Source organism: Xanthomonas sp. NCPPB 1638 (assembly GCF_041475635.2).
Classification (GTDB): Bacteria; Pseudomonadota; Gammaproteobacteria; order Xanthomonadales; family Xanthomonadaceae; genus Xanthomonas; species Xanthomonas cucurbitae.
Map to the genome: position 1 here is coordinate 82,585 of NZ_CM192984.1, position 25,213 is coordinate 107,797.

The 25,213-nt window shown below is 65.9% G+C and carries 16 protein-coding genes and 2 pseudogenes; 15 read left to right on the plus strand and 3 right to left on the minus strand.

Going from position 1 to position 25,213, the window contains the following annotated elements:
• Positions 1-17: 17 nt before the first annotated feature.
• The 7 genes and pseudogenes from ACCQ13_RS00375 to ACCQ13_RS00405 form a co-directional block, all read left to right on the plus strand.
• Positions 18-1,133, plus strand: a pseudogene (locus ACCQ13_RS00375) (IS701 family transposase); the annotation flags it as partial.
• 67 nt (positions 1,134-1,200) lie between these two features.
• Complete coding sequence (gene recC, locus ACCQ13_RS00380; protein WP_159406424.1) at positions 1,201-4,605, plus strand: exodeoxyribonuclease V subunit gamma; 3,405 nt, start codon at positions 1,201-1,203, stop codon at positions 4,603-4,605.
• Positions 4,602-8,573, plus strand: a complete 3,972-nt coding sequence (recB, locus tag ACCQ13_RS00385; RefSeq protein WP_159406425.1) for an exodeoxyribonuclease V subunit beta — start codon at positions 4,602-4,604, stop codon at positions 8,571-8,573. The genes recC and recB overlap by 4 nt, the downstream gene beginning before the upstream one ends.
• Entirely contained in the window at positions 8,570-10,756 is a 2,187-nt protein-coding gene (recD, locus tag ACCQ13_RS00390) for an exodeoxyribonuclease V subunit alpha (RefSeq protein WP_159406426.1), read from the plus strand. The genes recB and recD overlap by 4 nt, the downstream gene beginning before the upstream one ends.
• A gap of 97 nt (positions 10,757-10,853) precedes the next feature.
• On the plus strand, positions 10,854-11,135 hold the full coding sequence (locus ACCQ13_RS00395; protein ID WP_104603499.1) for a type II toxin-antitoxin system RelE/ParE family toxin: 282 nt from the start codon (positions 10,854-10,856) through the stop codon (positions 11,133-11,135).
• Positions 11,136-11,152: 17 nt separating this feature from the next.
• The gene (locus ACCQ13_RS00400; RefSeq protein ID WP_104603498.1) at positions 11,153-11,443 is read left to right on the plus strand and encodes a HigA family addiction module antitoxin; all 291 of its coding nucleotides are present in this window, start codon (positions 11,153-11,155) and stop codon (positions 11,441-11,443) included.
• A gap of 967 nt (positions 11,444-12,410) precedes the next feature.
• On the plus strand, positions 12,411-12,944 hold the full coding sequence (locus ACCQ13_RS00405) for a DUF3800 domain-containing protein (protein WP_208800435.1): 534 nt from the start codon (positions 12,411-12,413) through the stop codon (positions 12,942-12,944).
• A 204-nt stretch (positions 12,945-13,148) separates the two neighbouring features.
• On the opposite strand, the gene ACCQ13_RS00410 is transcribed toward ACCQ13_RS00405, so the two are convergent.
• A complete protein-coding gene (locus ACCQ13_RS00410; protein ID WP_104603496.1) occupies positions 13,149-13,481 on the minus strand; it encodes a hypothetical protein in 333 nt (110 codons plus the stop codon).
• Positions 13,482-14,080: 599 nt separating this feature from the next.
• Here ACCQ13_RS00410 and ACCQ13_RS00415 point away from each other — a divergent pair.
• The 7 genes and pseudogenes from ACCQ13_RS00415 (at position 14,081) to ACCQ13_RS00445 (ending at position 21,829) form a co-directional block, all read left to right on the plus strand.
• Positions 14,081-14,410 (plus strand): type II toxin-antitoxin system TacA family antitoxin, encoded by a 330-nt coding sequence (locus ACCQ13_RS00415; RefSeq protein ID WP_159406427.1) that lies wholly within the window; start codon positions 14,081-14,083, stop codon positions 14,408-14,410.
• Positions 14,358-14,903 carry a GNAT family N-acetyltransferase gene (locus ACCQ13_RS00420; protein WP_159406428.1) on the plus strand — a complete coding sequence of 182 codons (546 nt, stop codon included), beginning with the start codon at positions 14,358-14,360 and terminating at the stop codon, positions 14,901-14,903. The genes ACCQ13_RS00415 and ACCQ13_RS00420 overlap by 53 nt, the downstream gene beginning before the upstream one ends.
• 66 nt (positions 14,904-14,969) lie before the next feature.
• Positions 14,970-15,173: pseudogene (locus ACCQ13_RS00425) on the plus strand (IS4 family transposase); the annotation flags it as partial.
• 682 nt (positions 15,174-15,855) lie between these two features.
• On the plus strand, positions 15,856-16,974 hold the full coding sequence (locus ACCQ13_RS00430) for an ISL3 family transposase (protein WP_159406429.1): 1,119 nt from the start codon (positions 15,856-15,858) through the stop codon (positions 16,972-16,974).
• A gap of 772 nt (positions 16,975-17,746) precedes the next feature.
• Complete coding sequence (locus ACCQ13_RS00435; protein ID WP_159407893.1) at positions 17,747-19,789, plus strand: TonB-dependent receptor; 2,043 nt, start codon at positions 17,747-17,749, stop codon at positions 19,787-19,789.
• Between the two features lie 341 nt (positions 19,790-20,130).
• Positions 20,131-20,916, plus strand: coding sequence for a pseudouridine synthase (locus ACCQ13_RS00440; RefSeq protein WP_223214377.1), 786 nt, complete (start codon positions 20,131-20,133; stop codon positions 20,914-20,916).
• Between the two features lie 433 nt (positions 20,917-21,349).
• Positions 21,350-21,829 carry a nuclear transport factor 2 family protein gene (locus tag ACCQ13_RS00445; protein WP_104603517.1) on the plus strand — a complete coding sequence of 160 codons (480 nt, stop codon included), beginning with the start codon at positions 21,350-21,352 and terminating at the stop codon, positions 21,827-21,829.
• Between the two features lie 236 nt (positions 21,830-22,065).
• Here ACCQ13_RS00445 and ACCQ13_RS00450 read toward each other — a convergent pair whose 3' ends face one another.
• On the minus strand, positions 22,066-22,521 hold the full coding sequence (locus ACCQ13_RS00450) for a hypothetical protein (RefSeq protein ID WP_167526790.1): 456 nt from the start codon (positions 22,519-22,521) through the stop codon (positions 22,066-22,068).
• A gap of 307 nt (positions 22,522-22,828) precedes the next feature.
• On the opposite strand from ACCQ13_RS00450, the gene ACCQ13_RS00455 reads away from it, so the two are divergent.
• On the plus strand, positions 22,829-23,230 hold the full coding sequence (locus ACCQ13_RS00455) for an antitoxin Xre/MbcA/ParS toxin-binding domain-containing protein (protein WP_104603490.1): 402 nt from the start codon (positions 22,829-22,831) through the stop codon (positions 23,228-23,230).
• A 10-nt stretch (positions 23,231-23,240) separates the two neighbouring features.
• On the opposite strand, the gene ACCQ13_RS00460 is transcribed toward ACCQ13_RS00455, so the two are convergent.
• Positions 23,241-24,857, minus strand: a complete 1,617-nt coding sequence (locus tag ACCQ13_RS00460) for an alpha/beta hydrolase (RefSeq protein WP_159406430.1) — start codon at positions 24,855-24,857, stop codon at positions 23,241-23,243.
• Between the last annotated feature and the right edge of the window lie 356 nt (positions 24,858-25,213).

A 25,213-nucleotide genomic window follows, 5' to 3' on the forward strand; every position in this document is an offset into this window, starting at 1 on the left:
GATGGGGCTAATCAGGAATGGATTTGAAGGGCGAGGTGTACTGGATCGTGGACGACACGGGTTTTCGCAAGAAGGGCAAGCATTCGGTCGGTGTGGCCCGACAGTACTGCGGGGAGATCGGCAAACAGGACAATTGCCAGGTGGCGGTGAGCGTCTCGCTGGCGACGCCGGCGGCGAGCGTGCCGATGGCCTTTGGGCTGTATCTTCCTGAGGCTTGGGCGGCCGATGCGGCGAAGCGGGAGAAGGCAGGTGTTCCGGAAGAGATCGCGTTCGCCACCAAGCCAGAGATAGCGCTGGCGCAGATGCAGGCCGCGTGTGCTGCAGGTGTCGTCCGCGGCACCGTGTTGGCCGATGCAGCTTATGGCAGCAATACGGCTTGGCGTGATGCGCTGACTGCCTTGGAACTGACTTATGCAGTGGGGATTGTTTCGAGCGTCAAGGTCTGGCCGCCGGGGCAAACGCCCGAGCCGCCCGCGCCTTGGAAGGGGCAGGGCCGTCCTGCGATTCGCCATCGCCGCACGGCGGATCGCCAGCCACAGTCGGTGGAGGCACTGGCGCAGTCCCTGCCTCGGCGTGCCTTCCGGACGGTGTCATGGCGGGAAGGCAGCAACGCACCGTTGTCCGGACGCTTTGCGGCCCTGCGCGTGCGTGCCGCGCAGGGAGATCGTTTGCGTCAGGAGGAGTGGTTGTTGATCGAATGGCCCGAAAACGAAGACAAGCCAACGCGCTACTTCCTCTCCAACTTGCCGGCAAGCACGCTCCGCAAGGATCTGGTGAATACGGTCAAAGCGCGCTGGCGGGTTGAACGCGATTATCAGGACCTGAAGCAGGAGTTTGGTCTGGATCACTACGAAGGGCGCGGTTGGCGGGGGTTTCATCATCACGCCACGCTATGCATTGCTGCTTACGGGTTTCTGGTTGCTGAGCGCTTGCGCGGGGCGCATCAAAAAAAACCGTCACAACGCCCGCAACCTGCCCTACCCGAAGATTACCGCCCGCGCGGGGCGACCGATGCGGGCTCAGCGCCATGTAGTGGACTCGATCGCGACGCTTCGCTGGACAATCGCCGTAGAAATCGCAGTGATACTACTTGGAACGATGTCTCCGCACCTTCGTATTTAATGACACAGTAGGACTAGGGTCCGCCGCGGATAGGGTCAGACTGCGCCTCGCGCACGCATCCGGCACAATGCCGCACATATGCACCTTGCTTCCGCGCCCGATTTCCGTCTTTATCCTTCCAACGCGCTGGATACCCTGGCTGCCCTGCTGGCGCAGGAGCTGCGCCGGCCGGTGCCCGGGCAGCCGTTGTTGCAGCCGGAGGTCGTGCTGATTCCGCAGGTGGCGATGCGGCGCTGGCTGCAGTCCACGCTGGCGGCCGAGCACGGCGTGGCGGCGAATCTGGAGTTTCTGACCCCCGGCGAATTCGTGGCGCGCGCGCTGGAGCGCAACCTCGGCCCGGCCGACGACGATCTGGACATGGCCACCACGCAGTGGCGGCTGTACGCCGCGCTGCAGGCCGATCTGGGTAGCGATGCGGCACTGGCGCCGCTGGCCGGCTATCTGTCCGATGGCGATGTACTCAAGCCGTGGGCGCTGGCCGGCGAGCTGGGCAGCGTGTTCGAGAAGTACCAGGCCTGGCGCCGCGACTGGTTGCTGCGTTGGGAAGGCGGCGCCGATGCCGATGATCCGCAGGCGCGGCTGTGGCGTAGCATCGCCACTGGCCGGCAATACCGCGCGCGCCGCATCGGCCAGTACCTGGATCGCTATGCGCGCGCTGACGGCCCGCTGCCGCAGGGCTTGCCGGCGCGGCTGTTTGCCTTCGCCATCCTCAATATCTCGCCCGACGTGTTGCGCGTGCTGGCCACGCAAGCGCGCGTGGGCACGCTGCATTTCTATCTGCCCACGCCCACGCAAGGGTATTGGGGCGATCTGCAAACCCTGTGGCAACGCCGCCGCGAGGGCGGGGCGGCGGCATTGTTCGCCGATCAGGTGCAGGAAAACCCGCTGCTGCAGGCCTGGGGTGCAGCCGGCCGCGACTTCATGGCCTTGATCGGCGATTACGAAGTGGTGCACCCGCTGGCCGAAATCGCCGCCTATGCCGATCCGCTGGAGTCCGGCCGCCGCCTGCTCGCTGACGGCGGCCTGGGCGACAGCCTGTTGCGGCGCATGCAGAGCGACCTGTTCCATCGCCGCGCCCCGGCGGTGCCGGCCGCATTGCCGGCGGTGAATCGGCACGATCCCAGCCTGCAGGTGCACGCCTGCCATACGCGCTTGCGCGAGCTGCAGGTGCTGCACGATCAGCTGCGTGCATTGCTGGACGATGCGCGCTTCGAACCGCCGCTGCAGCCGCGCGAGATCGCGGTGCTGTCGCCGGATATCGACCCGTACGTGCCGTATCTGGACGCGGTGTTCGGCAGCCACGGCAGTGAGGATGCATTGCCTTATGCCTTGGCCGACGCCAGCCCGCTGGCGAGCGAACCGCTGGCCGAGGTGTTTCTCACCCTGCTGAAGTTGCCGATCGCACGCTTCGGCCTGCACGAAATCCTGGACCTGATTGCCAGCGCGCCGATCGCCGAAGCGGCCGGGCTGGACGAGGCCGGGCTGGAACGCCTGCGCGGCTGGCTGCATGCTGCCGGCGCGCGCTGGGGCCTGGATGCGGCGCATCGGCGCCATCACCAGGCACCGGGCGACGACGCCTACACCTGGCGCTTCGCGCTGGACCGGCTGCTGCTTGGCCACGCCAGTGGTGCCGAGGACGATATCGACGGCGTGGCGCCGTGGCCGCAGCTGGAAGGCAGCGCACTGGCCGCGCTGGACACGCTGCTGCGCCTGCTGCGCGTGCTGGAGCGGCACCAGGCCGCACTGGCCGAGGCGCTGCCGCCGGCCGCCTGGCGCGAGCGCCTGCTGGAGCTGCTGGACGCGCTGATTCCCGCCGCCCCCTCGGCCGCGCGTGCGCAGCGCGCGTTGGACCGGCTGCGCAGCCTCATCGACCAGTTCGCCCGCGATGCGCAGCGCGCGCAGTACGCCGGCAGCGTGCCGGCCGAGGTGGTGCGTGCGCACTTTGCCGCAGTGCTGGGCGAATCGGATACACGCGCGCCGCTGCTCACCGGTGGCATCAGTTTCGGGCGCATGGTGCCGATGCGCCTGCTGCCATTCCGGGTGATCTGCCTGCTGGGCATGAACGACGGCGATTTTCCGCGCCGCGACCCGGCCGCCGGGCTCAATCGCCTTACCGCCGAACTGGGCACCGAGCGCCGCCGCCACGGCGACCGCTCCACCCGCGAGGACGACCGCTTCCTGTTCCTGCAATTGTTCGCCTCCGCACAGGACGTGTTCTACCTGAGCTATCTCGGCGCCGATGCGCGCGATGGCAGTCCGCGCGAGTCCTCGGTGCTGGTCAGCGAATTGCTGGCTACCGCGGCGCACTCCCACGCCGCCGCCGATGCCGACGACACCTTGGTGGTGCACCACCCGCTGCAGCCGTTCGCCGCGGCCGCCTTCGGTGCGCAGAGCGAAGCGGGCATGGACCCGCGTCGTTTCAGCTATCGCCGGCAATGGCGTCCGGCGGTGGACAGCCTCACCGGCCAGCGCCAGCCGCTGGCGCCGTGGGTGGCCGGCGCGCTGCCGGCCGACGACAGCGGATTGCCGGGCAGCATCTCCATCGACGCGTTGCGCCGGCTGTTCGGCGACCCGGCCGGGCAGTTCCTGCGCCATCGCCTAGGGATGCGCCTGCCCGATCCGGCCAGCGAAGACAGCGACCTGGAACCGCTGCTCGCACCCACCCGCGGGCTGGATCACTACGGCTTGCAGCAACAGGTGTTCGAGGCTGCAGTGGCCGACGACGTGGACGGGCTGTACGAACGTCTGCGCGCACGCGCGTTGCTGCCGTCCGGCCCGCTGGGGCGTCGCCAGCTCGACGAGCGGCTGGCGCAATTGCGCCCGTACGCGCAGGCCTTCCAGCAATGGCGTGGCGAGGCCGACGCGCAGTCGCAGCGGCTGCAGGTGCAGATCGGCGATGTCGCGCTGCATGGCCGCGTGCCCGGCTGGTATGCGCACGGCGTGGGCCGCGTGCAGGTGGGCGCGCTCACCGGGCGCAATGCGATTGGCCACGGGCTGGAATGGTTGTTGCTGCGCGCCGCTGGCGAGCAGGTGCCATACGTGCGCTTCTTCGAGCACGACGACGGCCTGGGCCCGCATCCCATCGATGCGCAGCCGCTGGCGCCGGCGCAGGCGCAAGCCGCGCTGGGCGAACTGCTGCAGCTGTATCGACAAGGCCTGCAGGCACCGCTGCCATTTGCGCCGTACAGCAGCTGGAAATATCACCAGGCCGCGCGCAGCGACGATCTGGACAAGGCCATCAAGGAGGCGGCGGGGCAGTGGCAGTCCAGCTTCGGCTGGAGCGAATCGCACAGCCCGGAACTGCGCTTGGTCAACCGCGGACGCGACCCGTTCGCCGATGCGCAGCGGTTCAGTGCGTTTGCCAGCACCAGCCATCGGCTCTACGACCTGCTGGAACGCGCCAACACCGAGGCCGCGCTGGATCCGCAGCGCGTGATCGACAGCTGGCGGCACTGGCATGGCGCACAGGACGACGGCGAATGAGCGCGCCCACCGTCACCGACCCGTATCTGCAGCTACCGCTGGATGGCGTGCGCCTGATCGAAGCCAGCGCCGGCACCGGCAAGACCTTCACCCTGGCCACGTTGTTCACCCGTCTGGTGGTCGAGCGCGGCCTGCGCATCGGCCAGATCCTGGCGGTGACCTTTACCGAGGCCGCCACCCAGGAACTGCGCCGGCGGATCCGCGAACGCCTGGTGCTGGCCGCCACGCTGGTGCCCGACGCCTCGCGCGCCATCGTAGGAGCGCACCCGGGCGCGACCGATCCAACCACCACGCAGACGTACGATGCGCCTTCTGCATCCGTAGGAGCGGCCCAGGCCGCGACCACCCACACCGCCGACGCACCATCACCCGCAAAGGAAGCCCCCGACGCGCTCCTCACCCGCGCCATCCTCGCCACGCATCTAGCCAACGGCACCGAAACCCCGGCCGCGCTGCACCGCCGCCTGCAGCAGGCAGTGGAAGAAATCGACCTGGCCGCGGTGTTCACCATCCACGGCTTCTGTGCCCGCGTGCTGCGCGAACATGCACTGGAAAGCGGCCAGGCCTTCGCCGCTCCGCAACTGCTTGCCAACGATCGCGAACTGCTGGGCGAAGTGGCCGCCGACCTGTGGCGCCAGCGCGCCGCCGATGCGGTGATGGCCGAAGACCTGATCGCCCTGTGGTCCGGTGGCCCGCCGGCGCTGGCCACGGATCTGCGCGCCTTGTTGCGCCACACCGTGCTGCTACCGGCGGTCTGCGCCGACACCGACGATGCCGCCGCCTTGCTGCAGGCCGTGCATGCCGCCAGCCACGCCCTGGCGGTTGCCTTCCAGGCCCATGGCACGGCGTTTTTCGAAACCCTCATGGCCGCCATCGACGGCGGCGTGCTGAGCAAGGTCAGCTACAAACCCGACTGGCTCACCGCGCTGTGGCACTGGTTCGAGGATTTCGCTGCGACACCGTCGCAGGACAGCACCCCGCATCCCAAGCTGGTCAAGTTGACCGCGGCCGACCTGGCCGCAGGCACCAACAAGAAGTTCGTCGATCGCACCCCGGCCTCGCCGCTGAGTCACGCCATCGATGGCTATCTCACCGCGCTGGCCCGTGTCGAGCAATGGCGGACACGCCGCCGCATCCGCCTGCTGCACGCCCTGCGCGAAGATGCCATCGCCCGGCTGGCCCTGCTCAAGCGCCAGCGCCGCGTGCAGACCTACGACGACCTGGTCGATGGCGTGGCGCACGCGCTGGAAGGCCCGCAGGCCGACGCCCTGGTCAGGCGCCTGCGCGCGCAGTACGCCATCGCGCTGGTGGACGAATTCCAGGACACCGACGACCGCCAGTGGGCGATTTTTTCCAACGTGTTCGGCAACGGCGCGCTCGCGCTGGCGGCCGGGTTTGCGCCGTCGCTGTTTCTGATCGGTGACCCCAAGCAGGCCATCTACGGTTTCCGCGGCGGTGATGTGCGCACCTACCTGGCTGCGGCCGTCAGCGCCGAACTGGCCCCGCCGTTGAGCCACAATTTCCGCTCCCGCCCGGGCGTGCTGGCGGCGATCGATGCGCTGTACGCGCAGGCCGGCTACACCGATGCCTTCCTCACCGACGGCATCGCCTTCCACCCGGTGCAGCCGGGCACCAAGCGCCTGGACACCGACCTGCAACACGAAGGCGCCACCGCCCCGGCGCTCACACTGTGGCGCGCCCCAGAACCACCGCCGCCCACGAAAGGCAAACCCAAGCCCTGGAGCGCCGGCCGCGCCCGCGAGCTGGCCACCGCCGCCTGCGTGGCCGCGATCCGCGGCTGGCTGGCCGCTGGCCGCGATGGCACCGCCACCATCAACGCACGTCCGGTGCAGGCCGGCGACATCGCGGTGCTGGTGCGTAGCCATGGCGAGGCCACCCGCATCCAGCAGGCGCTGGGTGCGGTGGGCATTCCCGCCGTGGCCGCCGGCAAGCAGAGCCTGTTCGCCACCGACGAAGCGCTGGAACTGCTGGCGCTGCTGCAGGCCTTGCTCGACCCGGGCGACGACAGCCGCCTGCGCGCCGCACTGGCCACGGTGCTGATCGGGCAGGACGCCATCGCCATCGCCACCCTGGAACACGACGGCGAGCGTCACCGCCGCTGGCAGCAGCAGGCGCTGGACTGGCGCGAACGCTGGCAACGCGGCGGCCCGCTGGCGCTGATCGGCGAACTCGGCGCCGCGCACGGACAGCGCCTGCTGGCCCTGGTCGATGGCGAACGCCGCCTCACCAATTACCTGCAACTGGCCGAACTGCTGCAGGAAGCCGACGCGCGCGCGCTCGGCCCGCACGGCCTGGTGGACTGGCTGGCGCGCCGCATCGCCAATGCCGACGACAACGACGAGGCCCAGCAATTGCGGCTGGAATCGGACGCGCGCCGCGTGCAGATTGTCACCCTGCACAAGAGCAAGGGCCTGGAATATCCGCTGGTATTCCTGCCGTACATCGGCATCGGCCGCAGCGACAAGGGCGCTGGCCGCCATTGCGTGGTGCATGCGCCGGAGACCGGCCGCCAGCTGTACTGGAACGTGTCCAAGTGGAGCCGTGACAAGGAAGATCCCGCCTGGAGCGCGGCCGAAGCGGCCTGGAAGCAGGAACAACGCGCCGAAGACGCACGCCTGCTCTACGTCGGCCTGACCCGCGCCGAGCATGCGCTGTGGATCGCCAGCGGCAACTTCCACCAGCACGAACGCACGCCGTTGGCCGACATGCTGCGCGCGCTCGATGCGCTGCTGGGCGCGGCGGGCGAGGGTACGGTGGTGATCGACACCAGCACCCCGCCGGCCAACCTGCCGCGCCTGCTGCCACCGCCCGACGCGCAGGTGCCGCCTGCGCGCATCCCGCAGCGGCATATCGCCCCGGAATGGTGGGTCTACAGCTTCACCCAGCTGGCCAACGCCGATGCCGGCGCCGCCACCGACCCGATGGCCAGCGCCACCGTGGTGGGCAGTGGCGGCAGCGACGAACCGGCCGCCAGCGACGCCGCGGCAGCGGTGACCGAAGCCGAGCCGTTCGATGCGCGCTTTGCCGGCAATCGCTTCGGTGTGGTGATGCACGACGTGTTCGAGCGCTGCGACTTCGCCGCCTGGCAGCGCTGGCGCCCTGGCGACCCCGCCCCCGACGGCCAGGCCGCCCCCATCATCGACGCGCTGCAACGCGGCGGCTATGCGCAGGACGAACACGATGACGGCCTGCACATGCTCACCGCGCTGATCGGCAACACCCTCACCGTGACCCTGCCCGAAGGCACCGCCCTGGCCGCCGTCCCCGAGCCGCAGCGCCGCAACGAAATGGAATTCCACTTCGCCATGCAGCCCACCCGCGTGGACGCGTTGCTGGCGCTGCTGCACCGCTTCGGGGTGGCCGGCGATCGCCAGGCCTTCGGCGCACGCCAGCGCCTGGAAGGCCTGATGACCGGCCTGATCGACCTGACCTACACCGTCGACGGCCGCTGGTACGTGCTGGACTACAAATCCAACCGTCTGCCCAGCTACGCCCCCGACGCCCTGGCCCGCGCCATGGCGCATAGCGAATACACCTTGCAGGCACTGATCTACACCGTAGCCCTGCACCGCTGGCTGCGCTTCCGCCTGGGCGAGGCCTACGACTACGCCCGCGACTTCGGCGGCGTGCGTTACCTGTTCTGCCGTGGCCTGGATGCCGGACGCCAGTGCACGGACGAGGCCGCGCCCGACGCCATGGAGGTACCGGCCGCCGGGGCCGCCCCCCTGCGCGACCTGGCGCCCGCGCCCGGCGTCTACGCCTGGCGCTTCGACCCGATGCTGGTCCAGGCGCTGGACGCCCTGTTCGCCGGCAATCCGATAGACCCCGGTTCCAGCGACGCCCTAACGCCCCTCTCCCCGCAAGAGAGCGCCGCCCCAAAGCCCCTCTCCCCTCGGGAGAGGGGTTGGGGTGAGGGCCCGTCCGCCCTGGGACCCCCCACCCCATGAGTCATCCACCCCTGCTCACCGCCCTCAACCAGGCCGGCGCCCTGCGCACGCTGGACCTGGCCTTCGCACAAAGCCTGCAGCGTCTCGCCCCTGACACCGACCCACTGGTCCTGGCTGGTGCCGCGCTCGCCTCGCTGGCCGTCACCAGCGGCCATGCCGGGCTGGACCCGGCCCGCGCCGCGATGCTGCTGGACCCGCGCGATGGCCTCCCGCCCACCTTGCCGGATCCCACCGACTGGCAACGCGCACTCGCCGCCTCGCGCTGGGTCGCCCAGCCCGCGCCCGACCAGCCTGCCGCCACCGACTGCCCGCTGGTGCTCGAACATGGCCTGCTCTACCTGCGCCGCTACCGCGAGTACGAACGTCGCCTGGCCCTGGGTCTGCGCCGCATCGCCGCCCAACCCATGCCCGCGTTCGACCCCGCCGCGCTGGCGCCGCGCTTCGCCCAGCTGTTCCCCAACGCCGCCACCTCATCCCCTCTCCCCCCGGGAGAGGGTGCCCGAAGGGCGGGTGAGGGTACGGGCCTGCCCGAGCCATCCATCGACCGCCAGGCCCAGGCCGCCGCGCTGGCGCTGCGCCGCGCGCTGCTGCTGGTCACTGGCGGCCCCGGCACCGGCAAGACCACCACCATCGCCCGCCTGCTGCTGCTGCGCATCGCCCAGGCGCAGGTCGCCGGCCATCCACCGCCCCGCATCGCCCTGGCCGCCCCCACCGGCCGCGCCGCCGAGCGCATGGCCGAGAGCCTGCGCCTGGCGGTGGCCCGCGCCATGGAACAGGGCCTACCCCAGCACGCTGCCGCACAGCACTCAGACGCCTCCCCTCTCCCGCCTACCGCGCCGACCCCGGATACGTCCCCTCTCCCGCCTGCGGGAGAGGATGCCCGCAGGGCGGGTGAGGGCAACGCCCCCCCCGCCCCCCACCGCGACACCGCCCTCCCCACCGGCGCCAGCACCCTGCATCGCCTGCTCGGCGTCATCCCCGACTCCCCGCAGTTCCGCCACACCGCCGACAACCCGCTGCCATTCGACCTGATCGTGGTCGACGAGGCCTCCATGATCGACCTCCCGTTGATGTGCAAGCTGGTCGACGCCGTCGCCGACGGCACCCGGCTCATCCTGCTCGGCGATGCCGACCAGCTGCCCTCGGTGGAAGCCGGCGACGTACTCGCCGCCATCCTGCAGGCCGCCGGCCCCGGCGATGCGCTGCAGCCGGACGACGCCCACGCCCTGCAACCGCTGCTCGGCAGCCCCCCAGCCGCCTCCCCACCGGCCGCCGCCGACACCAGCCCCCTCACTGGCCACCGCGTGCACCTGCTGCGCGGCTACCGCCAGGCAGACGATTTCGCGCTGGCCCCACTGGCCGACGCCATCCGTGCAGGTGATGCCGACACCACGCTCGCCCTGCTGCGCAGCGGCGAGTTGGCCGGCGTGCACTTCCACGAAGACGGCGACGACCCGCTGGCCCTGGGTCACGACGCACTGCTCGCCCACTGGCGCGCGCTGGCCGACGCCCACGACCCGGCCGACGCCCTGCGCGCCGCCGGTCGCCTGCGCCTGCTCACCGCCGTACGTACCGGCCCGCAGGGCGCGCGTGGCCTCAATGCGCGCATCGAGCAACTGCTGGCCGACACCGGCGCCGGCACCCGCCGCCTCGGCAGCGGCTCGCCCTGGTTCCACGGCCGCCTGTTGCTGATTACCGAAAACAGCTATCGCCACGGCCTGTTCAATGGCGACGTCGGCATCTGCCTGCGCAGCGAAGCCAACCCCCTGCAAGGCCATGCCCAAGGCCCGTTGGTGGCCTGGTTCGCAGGCGATGGCGACGGCCAGGTGCGCGGCTTCCACCCCGCCGCACTGCCGGCCCACGAGAGCGCCTTCGCCATGACCGTGCACAAGGCGCAGGGCAGCGAATTCGACACCGTCTGGCTGCAGCTGCCCACCCGCGATGCCCGCGTCCTCAGCCGCGAACTGCTCTACACCGGGATCACCCGTGCCCGCCAACGCCTGCACCTGGCCGGCAGCGAGCCGGTCATCCGCGCGGCCCTCGCACGGCATGCCGCGCGCATCTCTGGCCTGGCGTGGCGCTTGGGTGCGAACGATGACAAACCGACGCCGAGTGCTGCCCCCACGCCAGCGCCAGCCCAGCCGCCGCCCGCCAGTGCGCCGGTACAAGGTGCGTTGTTCTGATCGAACCCAACTGGCGCCCGCGCCCAGCGACCCACGGCAACGGACCATTCGGTCATAACGGGTTGCGTTATATGACGTAATCCGTTATGGTGGGGTCATGATTAGAAGCTTTATCGACAAGGAAGCCGAAAGGATCTGGTTGGGTGAGCGCTCCCGCCGGCTGCCGGCCGACATCCAGCCGGTGGCGCGCCGCAAGTTGCGCATGCTCAACGCTGCCGCGCACCTTGACGATTTACGCATTCCGCCCGCCAACAGGCTGGAGGCATTGAAAGGCGCACGGCGCGGCCAGTACAGCATCCGGATCAACGACCAGTGGCGCATCTGCTTTCGATGGATGGAAGGCGATGCAGCCGAGGTCGAGATAGTCGATTACCACTGAGCACGAGGCATCTGTCCATGACAGTCCTACCCAACATTCATCCTGGCGAAATTCTGCTTGAGGAGTTTCTCGAGCCTCTGGGCATCAGCCAGAACGCATTGGCGCGGGCCACCGGCGTGCCGCCGCGCCGCATCAATGAAATCGTACTGGGCAAGCGTGGCATCACCGCCGACACCGCCGTGCGCCTGGCTGCAGCGCTGGGAACCACCGAGCGCTTCTGGCTGGGCCTGCAAGCCGACTACGAACTGGAACAAGCGCATCGCGCGCTGGGCGATCTGCCGTCACGGATCAAGCGGCTGGCGGCTTGAGTCGGGAGTCACACCATCGCGATGTGGATCGTGAGTGATAACCTGCCAGCGAAATGCACCATCAGATCCATGCGCTCATGCAAGAGCGCCATGATCGATACTGAAGCGTGCTCTTGCAGCAGGCAGCATACATAGTGGTATCCCAGGTCATTCCAGTACATGGGCAACTCTGGAACTGCCGAACTCGCAAGCCAGCACTCAGCGCCTCGCGCCTGCGCAGCGAGGTCAGGCCTGCACCTGACCTCGTTTGCCGCTTGACGGCCCGGGCAGCTTACTTGCCCTTCTTTTCCTGCTTGGCCGCACGCTTTTCCTTCAGCGTCTTGGTCGGCTCCTTCTTCTGGTTCTTCTTCTGGTCCATCCCCTTGCTCATGACACCCTCGTAGTTACTGGATTGATTGGGCTGGCAGCGCCACGACCCTGGCGTGCCTGCGCACTGTAAAGCTTGCACGCCAGGGAATGGCAGAGGACTCGCCAGGCGAGGCGACGAACGGCGCTACAGGCATCGTACTGCCGGGCCGGAACAGGCGCCCTCCGCCGGCCGCTGAGGCAGGCGATGGCAGCGTGCGAACGCCGGCCACTGCCAGGGTCGGCACGAGCGCGGCCGATGGCCTTACTGGCCGGTACGCGCCGGTACTACCCGACGGCAGTGTTACATCGGCTCCGCCCGGGACCGTACCAAGAACGTTCAAAGGAGCCGAGGTCGATCTACTACACCGCCGGCCTACTGTCCTTGACATGTCCGCTGTGCTGATCTTTCCAGGTACCGGTGCTGGACCATGGCAAGACGCAAGGACGCATCAAGTGGCCCCGATACTGCGTTGCGCGCAGGCCAGTTTGCACTTGCTTTGGAGGGGCCACAGCCCGTCGCAACGAGCCGCCCAGCGGAAGCTAAGCTGCCGGATCGCTACAGCAAGTACATCAGCACGAAATCCGCAAGGAAAAAGGTGATTTCAGGTTTGCCGACCGATTGCAAAAGCAGGGCTTCCTGGAGGAGCTGACCGAGATCATCGATCACAACAATTTCATCTTGATCAGTTGCGTGATCGACAAGGCTCGCCTACGCGAGCGATCACAGTTGGAGAACAATCCCTATCATTTGGCGCTGGGCTTTTGCCTGGAAACGCTGTTCGAATTCCTCAGGGAGAAAAGACAGGTCCATTGTCCCACCCATGTAGTGGTGGAGTGCCGGGGCAAGAAGGAAGATCGCGATCTGGAATTGGAGTTCAGGCGGATATGCGATGGAGCCAACCGCTGGGGGAGCCCGCTACCCTTCAACATCGTGTTTGCGGATAAAAAGACCAATTCGTCCGGCTTGCAACTGGCCGATCTGGTCGCGCGCCCCATCGGTCTATCTGTCATCCGTCCGCAAAGCGCGAATCGGGCGTTTGAGATTCTTCGGCAGAAGTTCTTCTGCAAAGGGGGAAGGGGGCGGCTCGGGATCGACTTTGAGGGCTGGGGCTATAAAATTTTCCCACCCCCAGACAGCGAAAAGCCCCGGTGATCGCACCGAGGCTATAACGCCGACCGGGTACTCCCAGTCCACTTGCCAACAACTCTAAAGGTTGGTCTACCCAAATTCAAGCTGTCAACCCATTGGCCGTCATGCGACCGGCGATACAAGACCGCTGCGGCAACAGCCGCCTCGCAAGCGTGTCGGTCTGATCGACACGCCCCTGGAACCCGGGGTAGCTCGTTTCTAACGCGCTTACTTGGCCGGCACGCGCCGGTACTGCTCGCCGCCGGTGTTGAGTTGGCCGTTGCTCTCGTCGATGACGAAGTTCACCGTCTCCCCATCATTGGTGACCTGCAGCGCCCCGTCCTTGTAGACCGCCGGGTAGCTCTCGGTCTGCGGCTTGCGGCTGAAGAACTTCGGCGTAGTGCTGCGGACCATGAAGGTCTCGCCATTGCGCTCGACGTCCATGGTCTCTTCCTGCGTCTGCACATTGACCCAGTGGCCGACGAACTTCTCGCCCTCCACCTTGGCGCAGCCGCTCACCAGTAATGCCGCGGCCAGCGCGGTGCCCATCCACTTCATCATCGTGCGTTCTCCAGTTGAGGCTGGAGGCAGCATGGCGTACCGGAGATGTGGGGGAAGTCAAAATCTGAAGCTGTCGAACACGCCAACTGAAGGGACTAGGCTTGGCCCTTGTACCGGCTGGCAGCGCCGCACCCAGCCGAGCAGTGATTCTGGACCGCAAAGCTCGGCAGCCGAGCGCCCGGTTGCTGCCCGCAATACGATCCAGGCCGAGGGCGGCATCACACACCATGCGATAGTCCGATAATCCGCATTGCGTGCGGCTGTGGAGGCTGGACGCTCGTAGGTCTACCCCTCCCTTTCCCCAGCCTTGTTACTTGAGAAGAAGGGCATCTCACCGCGTGGGAAGGGCATGACCAACTTCAAAGGCCAGCCAATTTGTGAACAAAAAATAAATTCAAGAAGCAATAGGGTTGCGCAAGGTGATTTTATGAGATGAATGATGGTTGCCATTTTGGCACCAGAGCAATTACAGTGCAGTCACCAGTACAGGAGACCTCAACATGAAGTAGGCACGATCAGCCCACACAGACGCCGAACTCCGACCAAGCCTACGGCTCGGCCAGCAACGGCAAATATGAAATGAATATTAGGAGTTACCTATGCACGCGACCAGTAATGACCGGGCAAGAATCACCACCCGAGTCACCGCTTACGCGCAGCAAGCAATTGAACAGGCAGCTGAGATGACGGCAACAACGACGAATCAATTCGTCGCCCAAGCCGCGCTGCGGGAAGCTGAAAGAATTATCGAAGAGCACTCGATCATTCGACTGAGCCAGAAAGATACGAAGATGTTTCTGGATGCACTCGACAACCCGAAGCCGGTCCCCGATCGCCTTGCTGTCTCCTTGAAACGTCATATGGAGACAAGAGACCATGGCACTGGAAGTAGAAGTAGTACCATTCGCTGGACACCTAAGTCGCGCTGATTTCGACTGCGGCAACAAAGATCTGAATGAATGGTTGCGCACAAAGGCGCGACAGCATCAAGAGCGCGGCATCAGCCGTACGTTCTTGGCAATCCTGAAAACGGGAACCCTGGACGCTTGGCAAGAAGTAGGATTCAAGGACGTTGTGGACACCACGGTCCTCGGATACTTCACCTTGTCCTCGGCGCAGGTAATGAATGCAGAGCTTCCGCCAGCTGGCTCAAAACTGCCGCGCAACGTCCCTGTCGTGCGATTGGGCCGCTTGGCAGTCCATCAGCAGCTCAAGGGTCGCGGTTTCGGCACGATGCTCCTCATGGAAGCCATCACGCGAGCGGCGCAAGTGAGTGACGCCATTGGTGTCACCGGATTGTTTGTGGACGCCAAAGATGAAGCTGCGCCCTTCTACGAGAAATTCGGGTTCCAGCGTGCGGAGTTGGACCCTCTCAAGCTCTGGCTACCCCTGGCAAGCATTACTGAGCTGCTGAAAGCGTAAAGACTGCTCGGCAATCGCACGTTGCACGTCGAGCGATCGTGATCGAGCGTGACGTGATCTGTCCGTTGGCTGGCAGGACCCGGCTGCGAGTCCATCGGTATCGCGCACTGGCTATCGCCCCGCAACAGCACACGCAAGCTCTACCCGACACTGCGTGTAGGCCGCGAGGCGTTGGTCAGGCGCTGGCCAATGGAACCGGTCTCACGCTGGCTAGAACGCTTACGCACACTGCCCGACGCAGTGCGCACGCAGATGACGTTGGTGCTGTAAAACGTGGGGATACCTAAGAACCTGACCCTGATGCTTACCGACTCGCGGAATCAGTTGGGTGGTGCAATCTCATAGTCAGGCTGCTCATGAAAAAACTGGGCAGTAGAGGTATACAGCAGCATATTAAAATCCGCCGAATTACCCTTTATGATTCCATGCATAACGCCTGACGCATTAACCACTGGTCCCCCGGAATCACCTGGACCTATGAGGTCGCCAAAGTCGGCCGTTGCGCCGAGCAGTCCGGCAGTAATGGTCTTTCCCGCAGGAATTCGCGCATCCGTCCAGTAGCACATCACGTCAGTCGTTCTACCGCTTGTGCAGAATCGTTCGGTCGGGGATGCGGGGGCATGCCCGCTCACTGCTATCGAAGCAAGCCCCTCTTCTCGCGAGCGGTAGAGAGCTGCTCGCGAGAGTAAAACTTTTCCGGCTCATCGCGGATTCGTGTGGGTGCCTTGAGGCCCCTGAATCTGCGTTGAGCCTTGGAAACAGGCCCTTTCCACCGTCCCAGAAGGTGGTACATCCTGTGCTGACTTCTTGACGCGGTGTTCTGCATGAAAACGGGCCGTCGGCTGAGTGAGTTGTTTTCCTTCCCTGGCTTCGCGGCGGAGTCCACGCTCAAGGGCGTGTTCGGCGCCCCGAAGGCGCGGATCGTGACCTTGCGGCGCCGAAAAAAACGGCCGTGTGTTCCAACTGTGGCCATCGGTGTCGCAGCCGCTACGACAAGCGCCTGTGCCGCGCCCGCGACTTGCGGGCGGCCGGCTGGATGCTGTTCGTGGAGTTCGAGCGCTGGCGGGTCGATTGCCCGGGGTGCGGCGGCGTGCACGTAGAGCGGCTGGACTGGCTGGCCAAGAATCCGCGCTACACCGAGCGATTCGCCCTACATGTGGGCAATCTGTGCCGAAGCATGACGCACAAGGCCGTGGCTGAGCTGGAGCGCCTGCACGACAGCACGGTCAAGGAGCTGTCCAAGCTGTACATGGCCGAGCAGGTGCGCCGGGCGGGGACGCCGGCGCCGCGCGCCATCGGCATCGACGAGATCGCGATCCACAAGGGCCATGACTACCGCGTTGTGGTCAGCGATCTGGAGCGCGGCCGACCGATCTGGTTCGGCGGCAGTGGGCGCACCGAGGCGGACATCGACCAGTTCTTCGCCGAATTGGGCCCAAAACGCAGTGCCGGCATCGACGTGGCGGTGATGGACATGTGGCGGCCGTTTCGCAACTCGGTGGGCAAGAACGCGCCCAACGCCAGCATCGTGTTCGACAAATTCCACATCATGCGCCACCTGTCCGACGCGCTCGATCAGGTGCGGCGCGACGAGTACAAGCGCCTTCAAGGCCAGGATCGCAGTTACATCAAGGGCCAGCGTTACACCCTGCTGAGCAATCGCGAAAACCTTACCCTGGACGGTCGGAAGGCGCTCGCCAAGTTGCTGGCGGCCAACAAACGTCTGAACACGGCGTACCTGCTGAAAGAGTCCTTCGGGCAGCTGTGGAGCTACCGCACCGAGCGAGGTGCACGGGAGTTCTTCGAGCGCTGGAAGCAGAGTCTGCGCTGGCAGCGGCTTGCGCCCTACCAGACGTTCGTGGGGATGATCGAGCGGCACTGGGACGGCATCGCGGCGTACTGCAGGCCGGAGAACAAGGTCAGCCTCGGCCTGGTGGAAGGGCTCAACAACAAGATCCGGGTCATCCAGCGCAGCGCCTACGGCTATCGCGACGAGGAGTTCCTGAGGCTCAAGATCATCGCCAGCTTCCTGCCCGCGCTACCCGAAAATGCTCGATTGCACCCACAGTGATCCGCGAAGACCCACTTTTCCTAATGCACGCGGCTCATACCTCGAAACAACTGAGCAGGTAAGTCCAGTTGATGGCGCAGAGCAATACCGATAACTATGGTTGACCGGCTCCACACGGATCAATTCAAGATCTGAAACATTCGACTTCCAAGAAACATAGCCAAGGTCCGATCCTCTGACCGAGACTGCGCTATTATAATCACCACAGTGTCCTGCGGTCAGAACGAATCTCACAGCTCGCCTATATGGGGTCAAGTTGGCAAGAAAACCCTTTTGCTTGAGCACAAGGCCGGCAGTACATTCGTTGCCAAGGCTCATTGTCAAAACCGTGCCGCCAACAACAGGCTGATGGAGCCGAGCTGGATCAATAGCCAGTGCAGAGCCAGATGTAAAGAACGTCAATACGCTTACGACGACCAGGGCGTAGCTGAAGAGTCTGGACATTTTTTGCTTTGCTTGTCGACGTACAAGCTGAGTAATTGGCATTTTCTGCAGAATATTGGGATCAAGCCGATCAGCATATAATAGATCTACCTTCTTGATTTACTTTGCAACGAAGATGCGCCGCATCAAACGAAGCTAGGCGCCACCAATCCGGGTACCTGCGGGCTTTGCGCAGCGGTTGCAGGGTCTGGCTTGCCATGCCAGCCCGCCTGCACTCTGCATCTTCCCCGCGCGGTGGATGCCACACTGTGTCAGCGTTGCAATAATGTTATAATATTCCATCCCTTACCCATAGATTGCAGCTGCCGTGATCCGTTCGTCCTTGTCGTTGACCCATGTTCTGGCAGCTTCCCTGGCCACCATCCTGTTCCCCTTGGAATCACGCGCGCAGTCGTCGGATTCGGCACTGACCCTGGGCAAGGTGGATGTGCACCATCACGCCGATGGTCAACTTGCTTCCCATCAGGTGTTCACGTCGGTGGACGTGCTTGGCACCGATGAGATCGAGGACAAGAACGTGTCGCAGAGTTGGGAGTTGCTTGGGCAGATGCCGGGCATCCAGCTCACCGAGACCCGGCAGGGCAACGAGTCGGGCAAGGTCAGCTTCCGCGCCTTCAACGGCGAAGGCTACATCAATGCCATCAAGACCTTGATCGACGGTATTCCCAGCAACGTCAACAGCGGCAACCAGCGCTTCATCGACATGCTGTTCCCGCTGGAGATCAGCTATATCGAAGTGGTGCGCGGGACCAACGATCCGCGTTACGGCCTGCACAACATCGGTGGCAACGTCAATTTCGGCACCCGCCAGGGCGGCAATTACACCGACGCGCGCCTGTCCTATGGCAGCTTCAACACCCGCGATGCGCAGTTCGCGCTGGGGCGCGAACGCGATGGCTTCGCACAGAACTATTTCCTGGGCGTGCAGGGGTCCGATGGCTATCGGACGCACGATAGCTCCAGCAAGTATTCGCTGGGCGGCAAGTGGTATTTCGGCAATCTGGACGATGGCATGCGCATCGGCCTGACCGCGCGCGTCTACCACAATGAGGCCGACGAGCCGGGCTTTGTGACCGCCGAGGAGCTACGCATGGACCGGCGCCAGTCGCAGCGGCGCAACTTGAACGACGGCGGCGACCGCGACATGCGCCAGGTGGGCGTGCATCTGGACATGAGGCTCAGCGATGCAGTGTTCTTCGGCACCAAGCTGTACTACAACGACTACGAAGACGGCCGCCGAGTGACCTTCAGCGGCCTGCCGACCGGCAATGCGCCACGGCAGCGGCGGATCTGGGACGAGTCGCAGGTAGGCATGCTCAACACCTTGACCTGGCATGCCAATGCACAGGTGATCGTGGAGGCTGGACTGAATTACGAGCATCAGGACAACCGCTACCAGCGCCTGCGGTTTGCCTACAGCGAGCCAACCGACTTCACTGCGCCTCCGGCGCGGATCCAGAACGACGACCAGTACACGTTCGACAATTGGGGCGCGTACGTGCAGGCGATCTACCAGCCGATCGAGGCGCTGAAGATCGTGCCCGCCTACCGCGTGGATCGCTTCGATGGCGACACCCTGCTGCCTGGTGGTGTGCGCGGGCCGCTGCAGCGCTACGGCACGATCGAGCAGCCCAAGCTCAGCGTGGTATACGCGTTCACCGAACGCACCAACGTCTACGCCAACTGGGGCCGCACCTTCCAGGTGCTCACCGGGTCCACCGCGCCGGCCTATCTGACCCCGGGGCAGGCTGCGATCGGGCCTTCCACCAACACCGGCATGGAGCTGGGCATGAAGTTCAGCCCGTTCGCCGGCAGCCAGGCGCGCCTGGCGGTCTGGCAGCAGGACGCAGCCAACGAGATTTCCAACATGCCCGCCACGGGCACCAACGTGGTGCTGGGAAAGACCCGCCGCCGGGGCGTGGATGCGCAGATCAACGCCAAGCTGGGCGAGGCGTGGACGGTGTGGGCATCGCATGCCTACCAGGAAGCGAAGATTGCGCGGGACGCACGCGATGCCAGCGTGTCGCTCGAAGGCAACGAGGTGATCGCCACGCCGCGCCGTATCAGCAACATTGGCCTGGACTACCAGGCGAGCGATGCGTTGAAGCTTGGGTTGCAAGGTCGTGCGCAAAGCGATTACTACCTGGAAGAGCGCAACGTGGCCGGCAAGTTCGGCAGCATGGCCACGCTGGATTTCACGGCGCGCTACCAGGTCAACCCGGCGTGGAGCCTGGACCTGCAGCTGCGCAACCTCACCGGTCGCCTATACGAGTATGTCTGGTACGACAGCTTTTTCCAGGCGCAGCCGCAGCCGATGTACTCCCCGGGTGCCGGGCGGCAGGTCTTCATCGGCGTGAACATGAAACTGTAACGCCACGCGCCACGGTCGATAGCCAGCGCACGCGCAAACACTTGCCGCGCGCGCTGGCGCCGCGATCTCCGCTGGCGCCAGCGTACATTGCCGGCGTGGCGGTCTGCGAGGATGCGAGCGGGCTGGCTCCGGCACGCCTGTCCGGTCCGGCAGGATGGGTGTGGCCAGGGTTGCCGAGGAAATCGGCAGGGTACGATGCGCGCTCCTTTGCCGCACTGCCCGTTCGCTGCGCCATGCCTGTTCCCCGCTCCGTCCGCGATGGCATTGCCGCCAGCCGGTTCCAGCTTCCACCCGGCCCCTGGCGCACCGTGCTGGAGGCGTTGTGTGCCGGTTTTCCGTAGGTGGATGCCGCCACATGGAGCCAGCGTTTTTCTGCGGGCTGCGTGCTGGATGCGCAGCAACAGGTGCTGGATGTCCACGCGCCGTATCGGCTTGGCGCGGAGATCTATTACTTCCGCGAGGTGGTGGACGAGCCCGTCATCGCGGCGTCGGAAACAGTGGTGCATGCCGATGCGCATGTGGTGGTGGCGTGCAAACCGCATTTCCTGCCGGTCGTTCCGGCCGGCCAGTACGTGCGGCAGACGTTGCTGGCGCGGTTGATGCGGCGCTTGGACAATCCGTTCCTGGTGCCGCTGCACCGCATCGATCGCGACACTGCCGGGCTGGTGCTGTTCTCGGCCAACCCGGCCACGCGCGGGATCTACCAGGCGCTGTTTCGCGAACGGCGCATCCGCAAGCACTATCTGGCGGTGGCACCGCCGTTGCCGACCCTGACGTTTCCGTATCGGCATCGCAGCCGGCTGGAGCCGGGCGAGCCGTTCTTCCGCATGCGCGAGTGCACAGGTGAGGCCAACAGCGACACGCGGATCGATGTCGTGGCGCGCAACGCGGACACATGGACATATCGGCTGGAACCGATCACCGGGCGCAAGCACCAGCTACGCGTGCACATGGCCGCACTGGGCGCGCCGATCCTGCACGACCGCTTCTACCCGGAGCTGCAAACGCAGAGGTCCGACGATCTGGAACACCCGCTGCAGCTGTTCGCGCACACCCTGGCCTTCGATGATCCGGTCAGCGGTGAGCCCAGGCACTTCACCGCGACGGTTGCACCCGGGAATCGGTGATGCGGCGCGCCCCTGCACGGTGCCGAGATGTTCGATGCCTGCCTGATCCTGGAGATTCGACGGCGCAGGTTGCTGCCAGGCGCCGACGGGGAAGACAGCAATGGCGCTGACCAAATCTCGACGCGGATCCGTCCCCCGATTTTGACAACCGAGAACGCGCGTTCTACAACTGCGGCCGGCGAGACCGGCGATCCAGACCATGTGGTCCGGGTGGCTGCCCGCGCGCGCGCAGCGCCTGCAAGACTCTCTGCACGGCCTGGTGGTCGCGGCCGGCAGGCCGAACCCGGACGCGCTGGCGCAGCAGCTGCTGGTGTTGATCGACGGGGCCATTGCCGTGGCCCCTGGTGTTTGGCGGTACGTCCCCTGCCACCACCGCCCGAGATGTTGCCTGGGCAGCGCGCTGTTGCGTCCTGACTTTCCGAGGAGTTCTGCCATGTCATCGCCCGTAGTGTCCCGCCCACCGTTGCCACCATTCACCCACGACACCGCGTTGCTGAAAGTGCGCCTGGCCGAAGACGGCTGGAACAGCCGCGATGCGGCCAAGGTCACCCAGGCCTACAGCACCGGCACGCGCTGGCGCAATCGTGCCGAATTCGTGAGCGGCCGCGACCAGGTGCAGGCGTTCCTGCAACGCAAGTGGGCCAGGGAACTGGACTACCGGCTCATCAAGGAGCTCTGGGCCTTCAGCGAGAACCGCATTGCGGTGCGCTATGCCTACGAATGGCACGACGACTCCGCCAACTGGTACCGCTCCTACGGGAACGAGAACTGGGAATTCGACGCCGACGGGCTGATGCGCACGCGCTTTGCGGCCATCAACGACCTGCCGATCCAGGAGGCCGAGCGCAAGTTCCATTGGCCGCTCGGGCGCAGGCCCGATGCACATCCCGGACTGTCCGAGCTGGGGCTTTGAGCAGGCGGTCGGCGGCGGCTAACGCCGACCCTGTGGATGACGCGCGCCTGACAGGCTGGATCGAGAACTTTACGGGTGAACGTGCGCAGTGGTCAGTTCATCGACTGGATGGCCCACCGCGGTTGCGGGTGAGCGCGTAGCATGAGATCACCGCTCGGCGCGAGCGCATTATCAGCCGCAGCGGCGGGCGCAGCAGTTGGATTGGCGCGCGTGGCCACTGCGCCCGGCTGTGGTGTTCAACGCAGCTTGTACAACACCGCCGCACCGGGCCGTGGTTCGAACATCGGCACGGTCTGCTGCTTGAGCGCGGTGCCCTTGGCATCCCACACCAGCGTCTCGACGGGGTAGTCCTCGTTGCGGGTCATCGTGCCGATCTGCTGGACGATCACGGTCTTGGCGGCGGGCACTTCCGGGTTCCAGGCGAACACGCCCAGGCGGCCGTAGAACACCGCCGGCGCAGCGGCGTCCAGGCGGCGATCAGGGCACATGACCAGGCCGCGTTCCAGCATTACCCGCAGCGCGCCCACGGGCACGGCCTTGACGGTGGGCGAGGTGCGGTCGGTGCTATGGCCGGGGCAGACGTTGGCCGAGCGGGTGAGCATGTCCTCGACGACCTGGCGGTCGGGTTGGGCCAGCGCCGGCAGTGCGGCGGCGGACAGGGCAAGCAGGGCGAGAGCGGATTTCCAGGGCATCTGACAACTCCTCATGTGATGACACTCCATTCGCAGCCCGGCCACGCGGTGCTGCTGCCAGTGACGCGCCTGGATCCTAGCAACTGTGTTGTTAAGCGCGGCCGATGGCAGGCACCGTGCATCGGCGAGGGGATACCAGGCAAGGCAAGTCGCACGCTGGCGCAAGGCACGATGGTCGCCCAGCGCTGCAGGCCGGATGCGGCGGCAGGTAGCCCGCTGACCGCGTCACCCGCTGTCGGGAGACTCCCGATTGAGCCGCGACGGCCGTGCAGATAGCGTGCGCGCTATAACACTGCCGGACTGTCTCATGGAACACGCCGACCTGATTGCATCACTGCTCACCGGCATGCGGCGTGCCGAAGCCTTGCGCGCCCAGGGGGCCAGCTACAGCACCGCGCACAACGATCAGATGCAGGGCGAGCAGGGCAAGGCTGCCGATGCCGAACGGGTGTTGTCGCTGTTCGCCTTCACGCCCGAGCATCTGAAGCGACTGGGCCGCGCCGGCATCGAGAACCTGGGCGAGATCGTCTGCCATGCCTGGGCCTTGAACGGCGGCAACAACGATGCGGTGATCCGTTGGTTCCGCGAACCCATGAGTGCGCTGGACGGCCAGATCCCCGCCGTCATGATCCGTGCCGGCCAGCTTCAGGTGCTGCTGCTGGTGCTCAGGCAGCGCCTGGAGTGGGAATCACCCAAGCGCTCGGCCTGAGCACCGCCCGCTATCGCGGCGATTGCTTCGGCCGCGCCACGGCGTACATCTCCCAGGCGATCTTCTTCATCAGGGCGTTGTTGTCTTCGCCCTCCTTGTACAGATCGAAGTGGGTGCGGCCTTGCAGGTAGCGGAAGTCGCTGTTGGCGCCCAGGCCGTCCAGCACGGCCTGGAATCGGCGTGCGGACCCGTCCAGATAGAACGTGTCGGCGGTGCCGACGATCAGGTGGATCTTGCCATCCAGGTCCGGCTTGAGCGCGGGCCAGTGCGCGGCCACGCGGGCGGAAATGTCGTAATGGGTGCGCCAGTAGGCCACCACGGCCGGGTCCACCTTGCCGGTGTCGCGGTCGAACATCGGCATGGGGCGGCCGTCGGCGCCGCGTGGGGAGAACACCCATTCGAACGAGGTGAGCTGCCCGCCGTACGGGCCGAGCACGCGTTCGAGCCTGGCAAAGGTTTCCAGGTCGGCCAATACCTTGCCCTGGTCGCGGATCAACGGAAACGGGCTGCCATCGGGGCGGCGGTAGACGTTGGCATTGGGCGCGTACAGATCCGGCCCGGTGAAGTCGTGGAAGTCGCTGGGATCGGGTGAGGTGGACCAGGTGCCGCCGAACAGGCTGGGGTAGCGCGTCTGCAGCCACAGCGTGGCCCAGCCGCCGGACGAATGGCCATTCAGGAACCGGCCGCTGGCCTTGCCATCCATCATGTACTGGCGCTCCAGCGCGGGGATCAGCTCTTCGGTCAACGCAGTGCCCCAGGGGCCGTTGTTGACCGAGTCGGCGAACTCGTGGGTGCCGGTGGGCGTGGCCTGGTCCAGAAACACCCAGATCATCGGTGGCATCTGTCTGTCCGCCATCGCACGCCAGGTCTCGGCGATGCTGCCGGCAAAGCGGTTGTAGTTGCCGCCGAAGCCGTGGGTGACGTACACGGTGGGATAGCGTGCACGCGCCTTGCCGTCGTAGCCCGGCGGGGTCAGCACGCGGGCGCGGATCGAGACCGGCCGGCCCCAGAATGCGCTCAGTGCCGGGCTCACCACCGAGGCGTCGGCGCTGTGCAACCTGGCCTCGGGTACGGCATCGCGCACCGCCTGTGGCGCGCGCGGCGAGACCTGCCACGGGTCGTCGGAAAGCGGGACCTGCGTGCTCAGCGTCAGCGTGGGCAGCGGCCCGGCCTTGCCCAGCGTCGCCGGCGTGACCGCGCTCAGCAGGTCGCCCCCATCGCGGCCGATGTAGCTGTAGCTGTGGTCCGGGTCCAGCACCGCCTGCAGCAGGTACGCGCCAGCCGGCAGGGTGGAAAACCCGCTGGGAAAGGCGACGGCGTCCAGGTCGATCTGCACGCTGCCACCGGGCGCAAGGCCGGTGACTTCCTGCGCGGCCACCGCCGTTGCGCTGGGACGGAATGGGCTGGTATCCACCGCGTCCACCTTGCCGTTCTTGGCCTGGCCCTGCGCGTCCTTGGCCAGGGTGGCGAACACCAGCAGCCGCCCAGAGGCAGGTTGGTCGGATGCCCCGCCCAAGGTGACACGCAACAGCCGATGGGCCGGTGCCGGATCGGCGGCATGGACGACGCAGGCGCATAACAGGCCGACGACCAGGCCAAGGCGGGGGGCGAGATGGTGCGAGAACATGCGGATCCTTGGCGGCGCAGCAGAAGGTTGGAGGAGTCAATGCTCTGCAGACTCTACCCAGTTCCCGACCAGGCCGTGCGTCAACCACGAGATTCGGTTGACGTATCCGACCTGGCAGCTGTCGCAAGGCCATGCCGGTTGCCGGCAAGTAGCGTGCACTGGGAACCTCTGGAGTGGATAGGTTGTGCCTCGGCGTTGCCGCGCGCCTGAATACCAAGCGCGTCACATAACGGCGCTGCTGAGACGAATTGCCGTGTTTGCGCTGCGCGCCGATTCAAGATCAACGCACCAGCACCACGCCAATGGCGTCTGCCTGGAGCGGATGGGGATAAGCAGGACGATGTCGAAGGCCGATA